7 protein-coding genes are annotated in these 13121 nt (G+C 63.8%); 2 read left to right on the top strand and 5 right to left on the bottom strand.

The features are described 5' to 3' along the window. Positions 1-89: 89 nt before the first annotated feature. The gene (locus ACTIFE_RS11075; protein WP_439529209.1) at positions 90-1868 is read left to right on the top strand and encodes an ABC transporter ATP-binding protein; all 1779 of its coding nucleotides are present in this window, start codon (positions 90-92) and stop codon (positions 1866-1868) included. A gap of 291 nt (positions 1869-2159) precedes the next feature. Here ACTIFE_RS11075 and ACTIFE_RS11070 read toward each other — a convergent pair whose 3' ends face one another. From ACTIFE_RS11070 to ACTIFE_RS11060, 3 genes are all read right to left on the bottom strand, one after another. Further along, complete coding sequence (locus ACTIFE_RS11070; protein WP_439529208.1) at positions 2160-4328, bottom strand: hypothetical protein; 2169 nt, start codon at positions 4326-4328, stop codon at positions 2160-2162. Positions 4329-4463: 135 nt separating this feature from the next. After that, a complete protein-coding gene (locus ACTIFE_RS11065; protein WP_439529207.1) occupies positions 4464-5627 on the bottom strand; it encodes a hypothetical protein in 1164 nt (387 codons plus the stop codon). A 349-nt stretch (positions 5628-5976) separates the two neighbouring features. Then, on the bottom strand, positions 5977-6873 hold the full coding sequence (locus ACTIFE_RS11060) for a sugar kinase (RefSeq protein ID WP_439529206.1): 897 nt from the start codon (positions 6871-6873) through the stop codon (positions 5977-5979). A 125-nt stretch (positions 6874-6998) separates the two neighbouring features. Between ACTIFE_RS11060 and ACTIFE_RS11055 the strand changes: the two genes are divergently transcribed. Beyond that, a complete protein-coding gene (locus ACTIFE_RS11055) occupies positions 6999-8600 on the top strand; it encodes an EAL domain-containing protein (RefSeq protein WP_439529205.1) in 1602 nt (533 codons plus the stop codon). A 267-nt stretch (positions 8601-8867) separates the two neighbouring features. On the opposite strand, the gene ACTIFE_RS11050 is transcribed toward ACTIFE_RS11055, so the two are convergent. Beyond that, positions 8868-11735, bottom strand: coding sequence for an adenosylcobalamin-dependent ribonucleoside-diphosphate reductase (locus ACTIFE_RS11050; RefSeq protein ID WP_439529204.1), 2868 nt, complete (start codon positions 11733-11735; stop codon positions 8868-8870). 269 nt (positions 11736-12004) lie between these two features. Continuing rightward, positions 12005-13024, bottom strand: a complete 1020-nt coding sequence (locus tag ACTIFE_RS11045) for a hypothetical protein (protein ID WP_439529203.1) — start codon at positions 13022-13024, stop codon at positions 12005-12007. Between the last annotated feature and the right edge of the window lie 97 nt (positions 13025-13121).

Here is a 13121-nt window from a genome sequence, read left to right as displayed (position 1 = left end):
GCTTCACCGCCGCTGACCCTGGCCCGGTGCAGGGCCGTGAACTCGGCCTGGCCATAGGCTGCGCCGGCCCCCGACAGAAAGGCTGTAAGTTGAGCCTCACGCGCTGGTTCTCCGATCCCGACGGCTCCTACGTCCTCATTCGTCGCCTGATTGCGGAAAACGCCCGCGAGCATCTGCCGGGCTACGCACTGACCATCGTCTTCATGGCCCTGATTGCCGCCTCGACTGCGGCCAGCGCCTGGATCATGCGCGATGTGATCAACGAGGTTTTCATCAACCGCGACAAGGCAATGATCACCCTGATCTCCGTCGCGGTGATGGGCATTTTTGCCGTCAAGGGCTTTGCCACCTTCGGCCAGCAGGTGCTGATGAGCCGGATCGGCAATGCCATCGTCGCCCGCATCCAGAACCGCCTGTTCGAGGTCATTATCCGGCAGGACATGGCCTTCTTCGATCACACCCCGCTCGGCGATTTGACGACGCGGCTGGCCCATAACTCCCAGGCCGCCCGCGGCGTCATCGACATGGTCATCCTGTCGCTTGGCCGCGATGTGCTCAGCGTCATCGGCCTTGTCTCGGTCATGGTGCTGCAGGATCCCGCGCTCAGCGTCGTCGCCCTGCTGATCATGCCGCCGGCAGTGTTCGGGGTTTCGCTGCTCGTCCGCCGGGTGCGCAAGCACGCGAGGTCGCAATTCGTCTCCACCACGCGGATCGTTTCGGCCATGCAGGAGACGACCATCGGCATTCGCGTGGTCAAGGCGTTCCGGGTCGAGGAGCGCATGCGCCAGGAGATGGGCAAGGCGATCCGCGACGTCGAGCACCGCTCCAACCGCATTGCCTCGCTGACCGCCCGCACCTCGCCGCTGATGGAAACGCTCGGCGGCTTCGCTGTGGCCATGGTGATCTTTTACGGCGGCTACAGCGTTGTCGAGCGCGGCCAGGATCCGGGCGCCTTCTTTGCCTTCATCACGGCGCTGCTCCTGGCCTATGAACCGGTCAAGCGATTGGCGCGGTTGCAGGTCAACCTCAACACCAGTCTCGTCGGTGTCCGGCTGATGTATGAAATGCTCGACCGCCCGCCGTCCTATGCCGACCGTCAGGGCTCTGCGGAACTGGTCGTGCCCAAAGGCGAGGTGTGCTTCGAGGACGTCGCCTTCAGCTACGGCGAAGCATCGGCGCTGGACGGCCTGAATTTCACTGCCGAGGCCGGCAAGGTCACGGCTCTGGTCGGCGGCTCCGGGGCGGGCAAGTCCACCACGTTCAGCCTGATCGAGCGCTTCTACGATGTCACCGGCGGCCGCGTGCTGATTGACGGACAGGATATCCGCGAGGTGACGCTGGCATCGCTGCGTGACCATATTGCCCTCGTCACCCAGGACACCTTCCTGTTTGACCTGTCGATCCGCGACAACATCGCGCTCGGCCGGCCCGGTGCCAGCGACGGCGACATCATCCGCGCCGCCATGGACGCCAATGCGCATGAGTTCATCGAAGCGCAGGCGCAGGGGTATGACACGCTGGTGGGCGAGGGGGGAGGCCGGCTGTCCGGCGGCCAGCGCCAGCGCATCGCCATCGCCCGCGCCATGCTGCGCAACGCGCCGATCCTGCTGCTGGACGAGGCGACCTCGGCGCTGGATGCGGAATCCGAGGCCAAGGTCCAGGTGGCCCTCAAGCGCCTGATGCAGGGCCGTACCACCCTCGTCATTGCCCACAGGCTCGCCACCGTGCGCGACGCCGACCGGATCCTGGTCTTTGACCGGGGCCAGGTTGTCGAGGCTGGCACCCATGATGAACTGGTCGCCCGCGACGGTCTCTACCGCCGACTTGCCGATCTGCAGTTCCGCGACATGCCCGACCGCGCTGGCTGATTTCGCTGCCGGAACAACGACGGCGAACCGCAATTATAGCTATGCAAAAGGCCCCGGATCGCTCCGGGGCCACGGACTGCTGATAGGCTTCCCATGGTCATCCTGGACGCAGCGAAGCGAAGATCCGGGACCGGAGAGCCTAGGCATCACCGGTTGTCACTCATTGAAATTTAGATACCTCGACCCTCCGGTCCCGGCTCGGCGCTTCGCTTGGCCGGGATGACGAGGGTGAGGTCGAGGCCTGTCATCAGTCTCAGGCCCCGGATCGCTCCGGGGCCTTGTCTTTTGAAATTACTTGCTGCGGACCTTGGCATTGAGCAGGTCCGGGATCGCATTCGGGCTCGCCATCATGCCGATGAGCTGGGTCACCGGGACGGGCTTTTCCGGGGCGATCTCGATGACGATCTCCTTCGGGTCCATCAGGAAGACGCGCAGGGCCTCGACCAGCTCCTTGCCGAAGCGGGTGGCGGCCAGAGGACCCATGTCATTGGCGGCCGTGTCGGCAAGGCCCATGGCCAGCGTGTCGGCAGACAGGTTGGCGTCCTTCGCCTGCTTCTCGAGCATCGCCCGGACGATCCTGGCATCGCTGGAGCGGACCATGGCCGACTTCACCGTTGCGCCAGCAATCGCCAGCTGCGCCATCTCCGGCGTCTCGAACAGGGCGCGGGAGACGCTGCCCAGCACGAAATTCATCTTGAAGGATCCGCCATCCTTCAGGGTGACGCTGAGATCCTCGAGAGCAAGGTCGCCGGTTGCCTCGTTCCAGGTCACCTTGAGGTTCTGGTCGATCACCACTTCAGTGACGTTCAGGGCCTCGAAGACCGAACGGGCTTCCGGCTCCTCGATCAACGACACCGGGAAGCGGATGCCGCGCATCAACAGGCCGATGTCGGTCGGGATGCGGTTGATGTGGCCACGTTCGGTCTGGCGATACTCGTCGACATTGATCTCGCCGCCAAGCGCAGCTGCATTCAGGTTGAAGCCAACAATCTCGAACAGGCCGATCAGCGGCCGTGCGGCCAACGACTGGGCAAAGCTGGGCTCCCCATCAGCCATGCCGATTTCGATCAGAGCCATCAGGCTCGGGAAATCCAGGTCGGCGATGGCAATCCGGTCGAGCTTCAGCTTGCCTTGACCTGCGGCCTCGCCGGACAGACCGTCGATGGAGAACTCGCCAAAGCCCTTGGAGGAGAGTTCACGCAAGGTCGTGCGCGTCATCTCGCCGTTGACCTCGGGCGCCGTCACCTTGACGCCGGACACCTCCATCTTGCCGAAGCGGAACACGCCGACGGCTTCCATTGCAGCCATGCCGATTTCCATTTCGTCAGGGCTCTGGTCCAGCGCGGCCGCATCCAGCATCGGCAGGATCTTCAGCGGGCTGGTGTCGTTGACGCCAATGTCTTCGGCTGTCAGGTTGGCGATCGAGACTTCGAAGCCATCGCCCTTGACGCGCAGGTCCACGGCGTCCTGTTCTGCCATCAGCGTCTTGCGGCTCGGGTCGGTACCCTGGCCCAGAAGCGACAGCAACGGCATCAGGTCGGTGCCGCGCGTCACGGTGCGACCGAGGCTCATTTCGATGGTCTGGAAGCCGTCCCCGGTAAAGTTCGGCAGCATCTCGGTCTGGACCATCCGGTCGATCGAATTCTCTTCGATGCGGCCGTCAGCCTGGTTGCGGATGACGTAATTCTCGTACCGAACCGAGCTTTCCATGCCGGGAATGCCGGTCTGGCGCGTTTCGATGCTGGCGGCGGCCATCCGGTCGGCCTTGACATCGAGCAGCAGCTTGGCGAGCGGAAAATACTGCGTCACCGGCTTTTGCGGATCGTTCGGCAGCTCAGGCAGGGCAGGCCAGGCAAGGCCGGTGGCCTCATAGCCCTTCTGGACGATGACCATCTTTACATTCGGCTGGTCGGCAGCCGGTTCAGTGGTCGCCTCCTCCGTCGCTTCTTCGCCAGCTTCCCCGTCGGCGGCCCCGTCGGCGGCCTCGTCATCCGCTGCCTCGCCGTCTTCGGTTTCCGTTTCCGCGTCGGACGAGGCATCCGCCGGCGACGAGGTGCTGTTGAACAACTCACCCGGGAGTTCGATTTCCATCGTCAGGTCGCCCGGAATGGCAATGCTGTCGGCAGTGTAGCCGGCGGCCGAGCGGGTCAGTCCGGTGAGGTTCATGGCGTCATAGGTGACGCGCACATCAATCGCATCGCCATCCTGGCCCGGCATCGGGATCGAGAACACGACCTCGCCGTCATGCAGCGTCACGTCACGTTCGTTGAGGCCCGGTTCGATGCGGCCATAGCGGGCGACAGTCGCGCCCCAGGCCTTGTACTGCTCGTTCCATTCCTTGACGATGTCGGACGCGGTCTCGGCATGGGCGGCGAAGGGCATGCTCATTACACAGGCAATGAGTGCGATGCGCAGGGTGCCCCGGCCAGGTGCGGGGCGGGCAGGCGTGCGGGCGAACATGAAGCGCCTCCAGGTTGGTTTGCGCGAAGAATGCGCGGGTCAAAAAACGTGCCGGGTGCCCGGCTTAAAAATCGGGGCGCGGCCGAAGGGAACCGGCCGCGCCTGTGCAGTCTTGGGGTCAGGTAGGTGCGGCGATCAGTTGCTGTTGGCAGTGATCGCTACGCCCAGGACCTGCGGCAGTGTCTGCGGCGCCAGCATTGCCGTGCCCATGATCTGTGCCACCGGAACCGGCTGCGCCGGCTTGGCTTCCAGTTTCAGGGAGCCAGGCTTGTCGAGGAAAGCCGACAGGGCTGAGCTGACCGAAGTCTGGAACTCCGGGTTCTGCAGCAAGGACAGCATCATCGGCAAGCCAGCCTTCAGCTGTGTGACAAAACCGGCGCGGTCCGTGCCTGCGCCCTTGGCCTGCTGGTCGAGCACCCGCTCGACCAGGCTGTTGTTGTCAAACCGGACGCTGACCGTGTTGACGGTCAATCCCTGCAGCAGCGCCAGGCTCTGCTCGCTGTTGTCCTTGGCCGCTTCCAGCTGGGTGACAACGTCGCCGGTCAGGCCTCCGACCTTCAGCGCCATTGCCCATTTGCCCATGTCGGCACCGGTGATGTCGAGCTGCGGAATGTCGAGATCGCCGCTCTGCGGTGACCAGGTGAAGTTGCTGGCCAGATCCAGGGACAGCTTTTCGTAGCCAAGCTCCGTGAAAGTCTTTGCGCCGTCTTCTTCATACTGCGCCGGATCGATGAGCAGCCCGGTCAGTTGCAACTCGCCTGCGGTCGGCCATTTGCCTTCCATCGCGCTGGTCGCAAGATAGAGGGAATCGATCGCGACTTCCTTCTTGCTCTCGTCGAGGATGTTGATCCCCTCGATCTCGACGGTGCTGTAGCCCGGAGCGGAGGAACTGTCGGCCTTGGCAAGGTCGGCGGCAGAGGGGATGACGACGTCGGTGGCCACCAGCTGTGCGATCGTGATGACGCTCTTGTCGGCAGTCAGCGTCAGTTCTTCCAGCGCCAGACCATCCAGCGCCAGGGTGCCATCGGCTAGTTCCTCGGCGCCGGTCAGCGTCGTCACGCCAATCTCGAGCTTGCCGGCTTCCGGCGTCTTGCCCTCCATGACGATGACTTCGATCATGATCTGGTCGCCGTCTTCGGAAATATCGCCGACGGAAACGACCTTGCTCTCGCCCGCTTCAATGCGCTTCAGGAACGCGTCGGCGACTGCGTTGCCGGTCGGATCAAAGGCGAGGGCGCCATGGGTCAGGACCAGGCTGACGACAGCCGCGCTGACACCGCGAAGGAGAAAGGATCGCATTCAAAAAACTCCAAAACATGACGATAGGGAACCTGCCGGCTGGCACGATGCGCCAAGCCAATTCCCGAGGCAAGCAAATTGAGCCCGGTCGGACCAGGCTCGTGCTTCGTGGCCGGGCAGGGCAGACAGCCGGCCAGCGGAGGCTCCGCCACACCCGTGAAGAGTAATGTGGCGGAGGCAATCGAGGGGACATCGGCGGCGAAAATAAGGCCGTCAGCTGGCGCGGGGCTGGTGCCCTCGGGGGACTTGCCTGACCATCCACATTCTTGTCAGGCCACACTCTTGTCAGGCCACACTCTTGCTAGGCCAAACTCTTGCTAGGCCAAACTCTTGCTAGGCCAAACTCTTGCTAGGATAGCCGTTCCGGGAAGGTGGCGATGGCTGCAGCAATGTCGGCGCGGTCCGGCAGGCTGGCCTCGTTGCCGAGGTGTTGCACCGCATGCGCCGAAGCGGCGCGGGCAAAGTGGAAATGCTCGGTCCACGAGCCTGTCCGGTTGGACAGATAGGATGCCACATAGGCCCCATGGAACGTGTCGCCGGCGCCGTTGGTATCCACCACCTTGTCTTTCGGTACGGCGAGGGAGGGCATGTGCTGCACGCCGCCTTTGCCCTCATACCAGTACATGCCACGCTCGCCGACCGTCACGCCGCCGACCGGGCAGCCCTTGGCCTTCAGATAATCCAGCGTCGCCGGCACGGAAAGGTTCAGCTGCTCGCAGAACCGTTCGGACACAATCGCCACATCAATGAAGCCCAGAAGCTCGCTGGTGTTCTCTCGCACGGCCCCGCCATCGAGCGAGGTCAGGATGCCGGCGTCCCGGCAGGCCTTGGCGTAGTAGAGGGCGGCATCAGGCATGTGTCCGTCCAGATGCAGCGCCTCACAGCCTGTCAGGGTGAGGGGCGGGAAGGGGTGCAGGAAGTCGTTGTCGCGGCAGCGCACGATGGCGCGCTTGCCGTCCTTCGGCATGATGAAGGACAGGGATGATTCGCGCACTTTGCGCCCATGCACAGAAATCCCGTAGCGCGCCGCCATGTCGAGGAACATCCGCGCCAGCCAGTCGTCGGCCAGCGAGCACAACAGGTCCGGCCGGGCACCGAGCTTGGCGCAGGCGAAGGCGGCCGTGACAGCGTTTCCGCCAAAACTGACCGAATAATCATGCGCAATGGCCTTCTCGTCGCCGGTTGGCAGAACGTCCGCGAGGAAGGTGATGTCTATGTAGGACTGACCGATGAACAGGGCACGCATGCCAATCTCCCAGCGACAAACGTCAAATCATGTATAGTTCTGCGAGTCTCAACCCGCGCCGTTCAAACGATGTTTACGTCTGTGGCGCAAGGTCGCAAGGACCAATCAGAGGTGTAAGCCGCGCCGTGTCCCGTCGCTACATGATCTTTCTTCGGGCTGTCGGGGTGTCCCTTTTGCTGGCGCTCGCGCCTTTGCTTGCGGCAAATTTTGTCCTCGACAATTATGCGCTGACCAATGCCCGCACGGAAATGACGGCGATGGCCGAACGCTACGTTGCCCGTGGCGAGAATGCCATTTCCAGTGCCGTCGCGATTCTGCAGAAATTGCATCGCAACACAGCCGTCACCTGTTCGCGCGAGGACCGGCAGATCTTCATCGCCGCCATCAGCGAACTGGGCTATCTGCAGCGCATTGGCCTTGTCGATCACAACGGTGTGCGGATGTGCATCGTTCCCGACGGTCCGATTGGCGGCGAGGCGATCCTGCCAGCCCTGCGTCCTGATGCGCCGCTGGTCGGCATCGGCATGCTGGAGCAGCAGTTCCTTGGCACCCATGTTGCGGTGGTCAGCTGGAACCTTGGCAATTCCAACCGCCTGTTTGCCGAAGTTTCCCCCGCCGCGATCGCCATTGACGCCGGTCCGGAATACCTGCGTGCCTTCCGCAGGGCGGAGCTGCGGCTGGGCAATGACGTGCCCTGGATGGCCGTGGGCGGCTACAGTTCCGAACTGGCGGATCCCGACCAGGCGATCACGGTGGAGCTGTCCTCCGCGCGGTACCCGCTCAAAGCCGTTGTCGTGGCCCCGCGCACGGCTGCGATCAGCCTGGTCAAGGATCTGAAGATGATCGTGGCGACGGCCAGCGCCGGCTTCGCCCTGGTTTTCATCGGTATTGGTGTCTGGTTCTCCTGGCGTCCGGACAGCGAGGCGGATGACGAGTTCATCGCTGCCATCAAGCGCAAGGAATTCATTCCCTACTACCAGCCGGTCATGGACATCGAGACCGGCCGGTTGCGCGGCTGCGAGGTGCTGATGCGCTGGCGCCGGCTGGATGGCACCATGGTGTCGCCCGGCCAGTTCATGCCCTATGCCGAGACAACAGGCCATATTTTCGAGATGACCCGTCTGTTGATGCGGCAGACTGTGACCGAAGTCGGGGAACTCTATGCCGAGAACCCGGATCTGAAACTCTCCATCAACCTCTTTGCAGGGCACTTTGATGATCGGAGAATCATAGAGGATATCAAGGAGATATACGGAAAATCTCCGATTGCGTATCAGCAGATCGTGGTTGAGGTTACCGAGCGTCTGCCGCTTCAGGACCTTGAACTTGCCCGCAAGCTGATCGCGGAAATGCAGGCCCTCGGCGTGCGTGTTGCCCTTGATGATGTGGGCACCGGCCATGGCGGCATGGCCTATCTGCAGAAGCTCGGCATCGACATCATCAAGATCGACAAGATGTTCATCGATGCCCTCGGCACGGATGACAGCTCGACCACCATTGTCGATTCCATGGTGGAACTCGCCGACAATCTCGGCATGGGCATCATCGCCGAAGGCGTGGAGCGCATGGAGCAGGTCGAGCGCCTGCGTGAGCTCGGCGTCACCGCAGCCCAGGGGTATCTCTTTGCCCCGCCGCTTCCGGGCAAGCTCTACATCGATCTCGCCAATGCCCTCACCGCCGGCGGAACCATCCGCTCGGCCAGTGAGGATGACGAGGCTGCCGCCTGATCAGCGGCCGGGCCGAAAGCGCCTTAAGGGCAAGCCCGGGTTGGCCAGAGCGGAGCAGGGCGCTGAGCCCCAGCAAAGTCTGCTGGTGCATCATCTGACCAAGCGGAAACTTCATCCTTCGCGATCAGGCCATTGATATGAATATGAAAAATTTAAGTTCCGGATGCAACGTCCATGGGGCATATGCATCGGCCTGCTGTTAGGAAATTGTTAAGCGTTCCATAATTCGTCGGCAGGCGGTTGCCGGATGGTCTGGCGCTGCTCCGATCAGCCGGAGGCCACCCGGTCGGCCCGCCGCTCTGCGATGCTCCGCTCGGGAGCGGCGACAAACAGTTCCGCGATCGGATCGGCATGGGACCCGCTCACCGACAGCGGCTGTGACAACTTGGATCCATCGCGGTAGAGCGCAATCGCCTTGAGCCCCAGGTCAAAGGCCAGGCGATAGGCCGCCTCGCAGTCTGCAACGCTGGCCTGGCGCGGCAGGTTGACGGTTTTGGAGATCGCGCCGGACAAGAAGGGCTGCGCTGCGGCCATCATCCGCACATGCGCCTCCATCGTCAGCCAGCGCGTGCCGTTGCGGCCGCAGGCCGTCGCGCAATCGAACACCGGCAGATGCTCCGGCCGCAGGTGCGGCGCGCCCTCGACGGTTTGCAGGCCGCAGGCATGCGCGCTGGCAACTTCCAGTTCCATCCGGCTGAAGCCAAGGGCTTGCGGCAGGTCGAAGTCCGGCCTGCGCACCGTCTCTGGCGTCAATCCGAGCGCCTCAGCCATTGCCTCGGCGCCGAGCACGAGCGGGGTCAGCACGTCGCGCAGATGCGAGGCGCTCGGCAATGCAGCTTCGAGCGCATCGAGGCTGTCCTGCGGCACGCCCTTGGCTGCCAGCGCCGCCAGGTTGATTGCTGGCGCCTGGGCCAGTGTGCCATGCCCCACCACATGGGCGACAATGTCGCGAACCTCATGTTCGGGATATCCGAGCTGGCGCAGTGCGTCCGGGACCATTGCGTTGATGATCTTGAAGAACCCTCCACCGGCCAAGGTCTTGTACTTCACCAGGGCAAAGTCCGGCTCGATCCCGGTCGTGGCGCAGTCCATGACAAGGCCGATGGTTCCCGTCGGCGCGATCAGGCTGACCTGTGCATTGCGCCACCCGTGCTTTGCGCCTTGCACCAGCGCGGCATCAAAGGCAGTGGCGGCCGCCTCTGCGAGGCCGGTATCCTCCAGAGAGGCAAGATCCAGCGCCAGTGGCAGCTTGTACAGGTCCTCATAGGCGTCAAGGCAGGTTTCCCCGCGGGCCGCCTTCTGGTGATTGCGCAGGACCCGCGCCATGGCCGCCGTGTTGCTCGCCAGCCCCGGGAAGGCGCCGAGGCGTTCGGCAAGCTCCGCCGAGGTCGCGTAGGCGGTTCCGGTCAGGATGGCCGTGAGCGCAGCCGCCGTGGCCCGCGCCCGGTCGCTGTCATAGCCGAGCCCCAGCGACATCAGGAGACCGCCGAGATTGGCATAGCCAAGGCCCAGTGGCCGGAAGGCATGGGTGTTCAACGCCACCGCCCGGGAGGGGTGCTGCGCCATGCTGGTCGAGATGTCGAGACTGATGGTCCACAGCCGCACCGCGTGTCGGTAGGCCGTAATGTCGATATAGCCATCGGCCTTGCGGAAGGCCATCAGGTTGAGCGAGGCCAGCACACAGGCGCTGTCGTCCAGGAACATGAACTCCGAACAGGAATTGGATCCGTTGATCCGTCCGCCGTTCGGACAGGTGTGCCAGTCGTTGATCGCGGTATCGAACTGGAGCCCCGGATCAGCCGAAGCCCAGGCTGCCCGGGTGATCCGCTGCCACAGCGCCCTGGCCGAGACCGCGCGGCCATGGCCAGGTCCGGTCCGTCCAGCCAGATGCCAGGGCGCATCCGCATCAACAGCTTCAAGGAAGGCGTCGGGCAGACGAACCGAATTGTTGGCGTTCTGCCCGGCGACCGTGCGATAGGCCTCCGAATCCCAGTTGATGTCATAGGTCTTCATCTCGAGCCCATCCTCGCCCTGCCTTGCATATTGCAGGATGCGCTGGATGTAGCTGTCGGGAATGAGGGCGGCCCTGGCATCGGCCAATGCCTGGTCCAGGTCCCGCTTGAAGGCGGCATCGGCAAAATGCCGGTCATGCAACTGGCTGATCAGGTCGCCGAGCCGTGTCAGGCATTGCTTGGCGAGCTTTGAGCCGGCGACCAGCGCCGCGACCTTTTCTTCCTCCTGCACCTTCCAGTCGATGAAGGCTTCGATGTCCGGATGGTCGATGTCGACCACCACCATCTTGGCTGCCGCCCGGGTGGTTGCCCCGGTCCGGAGGCTGCCCGCTGCCACATCGCCCACTTTCAGAAACGACAGGAGCCCTGCGGAACGGCCGCCATGATCGAGCGGCTCGCCAGCCCCGCGCAGGCGCGAGAAATTCGAGCCGACGCCGGACCCGTATTTGAACAGACGCGCCTCGCGGACCCAAAGGTCCATGATGCCGTTTTCCTTCACCAGATCGTCCTCGACCGACAGGATGATGCTGGCATGCACCTGCGGCCGTTCATAAGCGTTGGCCGAGGGGACCGGCGCACCCGTGGCAAGGTCGATCGTCCAGTGGCCTTGCGCCTCGCCGGCAATGCCATAGGCCCAGTAGAGCCCGGCGTTGAACCATTGCGGCGAACTGGGCGCGGCCACCTGCCGCGCCATCATGGCCCGCATCTCGTCGTGGAACGCGCGTGCATCGTCTTCGCTGGCGAAGGTTCCGGTCTTCCAGCCCCAGTAGGTCCAGGCCCCAGTGAGCCGGTCGAAGGCCTGGCGGGCCGATGTTTCGCTGCCATAGCGCAGGCTCTCCGGCAGGTCGGCCAGCGCGGCCTCATCGGCGACGCTGCGTTGCAGCCATTCGGGCACCCCGTCCTCGGCCACCTTCACCAGCCGGGCCGGGACGCCGCGCCGGCGCAGGTATTTCTGGCACAAGACATCGGCCGCCACTTGTGAGAACTGGGCCGGAACCTCGATGCCGTCCATGCGTGACAGCACCCGCCCGTCCGGGCTGCGCATGTCACTGGTATGGGTCCTGAAGCTGATGTCGCTGTAGGCGCAGTTTCCCGCGCGGGTGAAATGACGCTGGATCCGCATGGTTTACCCCTCACGCATAACCTGGCCCGGGTCAGGATTCGGTGCCGCCGCAGGGGAGTGTTAATCTTTTGTTAACTGATGACAATCATTGCAAGTGTAACGAATGCGCGCCAAGCGGGAGATCCGGTTGCGAAATCTGCGTGTATGGCGGTTGTGATCCGATAAGCCCTTGTGCGCGCTTGGGCGTGCTGGCGTTAACGATATTTCACGAATCTCGGAGAGGTGGATTGCCGGGCAGGGACGAGGGCCGGAAGGCCTGAGGCTGCTGGTCAGGCCACTCGGCCCGCCGCAGGAGCGGTCAGCGACGCGGTCGTCTGCAGGCTGTAGGCAAGGCTTCCCAGCTGGGGCGAGACGTTGGCCGTCACCGGCTCCGAGAGGGCATCCGGCTGTGTCCCCAGGGCCGATCTGGCCGCGATGGCGCCATCAATCGCCCGGATGACCTTCGGATCATTCAGCGTGTCGATGCCATCTTCCAGGGCATCCAGCACGCCTTTTCGGTCGCGGCGGATCTTGTCATCCCCGTCGCCCTTGCCGAGCTTGTGCAGGAGGTCGATCTGTCCGGCGAGGAACTTGATTTCCTTGCCGATCTCTTCAAACTCGTCCCGTTCCAGCTTCATCGCCTCGGCCCGGCTGCCGGCAACCATGATTTCCTCGCGCATCTGCTCGCTGACATAGGACAGCACCGCCTTGCGCAGGTCCTGTTGCACGTCGGCCTGCGGATCCGGTGCATCCGCACCCTCGGGATCTTCTGTATCGGTGGTTCGGGCGGGGTCGGTCGTGCGGCCAGCATCGGTCTGGCTTGCCGAAGCGGTCTGGTTCACCCGTGGCTCCCCGGCCAGCATCTCGGCGGTCGCGGCGCTGCCGTCGGGCTGGATCAGTCCGGATCCGGCGGCGGCGGGGGAGGTGAGGGACTGGGCTTCGCTGCCAAGCTCCTTCGCTGCGCCCTTGAACTCCTTGGCGAGCTGCTTCAGCTCTTTCATCAGCGCTTTCGCCTGTTGCGGCGAGGCAAAGCGGATGCGTTCCTTAAGCTGTGCGACTTTTTCCTGCACACGGGCAACCTTGTCGCGCCGGGCTCCATCGCGGGCCGATTCCATGGAACGTTGCAGGCCCTGGCTGGTCTCGACGCTTTTCTTGATGTCCTCGACCAGCTCGTCGCTGAGGGTCAGGCCGGGCAGGGGACCGGTCGACCGTGCGCCCGCGCCCGACAGCCCGCCGCTGCTGCCAGTGGCGCGGGTCAGGCCCCCTCCGGCAAAGCTCACTGCGGTCTTGAGGCTGTTCAGGATCATCATCGGCTGGCTCCTCGGCCGAGACATTTGGGTTTAACCCTGCCGGGATTCCCTTTCCAGACCGTTAAGCCCGGCGACGCTTCGCTGTTCCGCCGCCCTT

Origin of the sequence: Pannonibacter sp., from assembly GCF_051860505.1 — a bacterium.
GTDB lineage: Bacteria > Pseudomonadota > Alphaproteobacteria > Rhizobiales > Stappiaceae > Pannonibacter.
Note: the sequence above shows the minus strand (reverse complement) of the source record. Positions and strands in the feature narration are given on the sequence as shown.

What these genes read in the sequence shown, in the direction of transcription:
- ACTIFE_RS11070 (WP_439529208.1), bottom strand. Translation starts at nt 4,328, where the DNA reads ATGTTCGCCCGCACGCCTGCCCGCCCCGCACCTGGCCGGGGCACCCTG.
- ACTIFE_RS11065 (WP_439529207.1), bottom strand. Translation starts at nt 5,627, where the DNA reads ATGCGATCCTTTCTCCTTCGCGGTGTCAGCGCGGCTGTCGTCAGCCTG.
- ACTIFE_RS11060 (WP_439529206.1), bottom strand. Translation starts at nt 6,873, where the DNA reads ATGCGTGCCCTGTTCATCGGTCAGTCCTACATAGACATCACCTTCCTC.
- ACTIFE_RS11050 (WP_439529204.1), bottom strand. Translation starts at nt 11,735, where the DNA reads ATGCGGATCCAGCGTCATTTCACCCGCGCGGGAAACTGCGCCTACAGC.
- ACTIFE_RS11045 (WP_439529203.1), bottom strand. Translation starts at nt 13,024, where the DNA reads ATGATGATCCTGAACAGCCTCAAGACCGCAGTGAGCTTTGCCGGAGGG.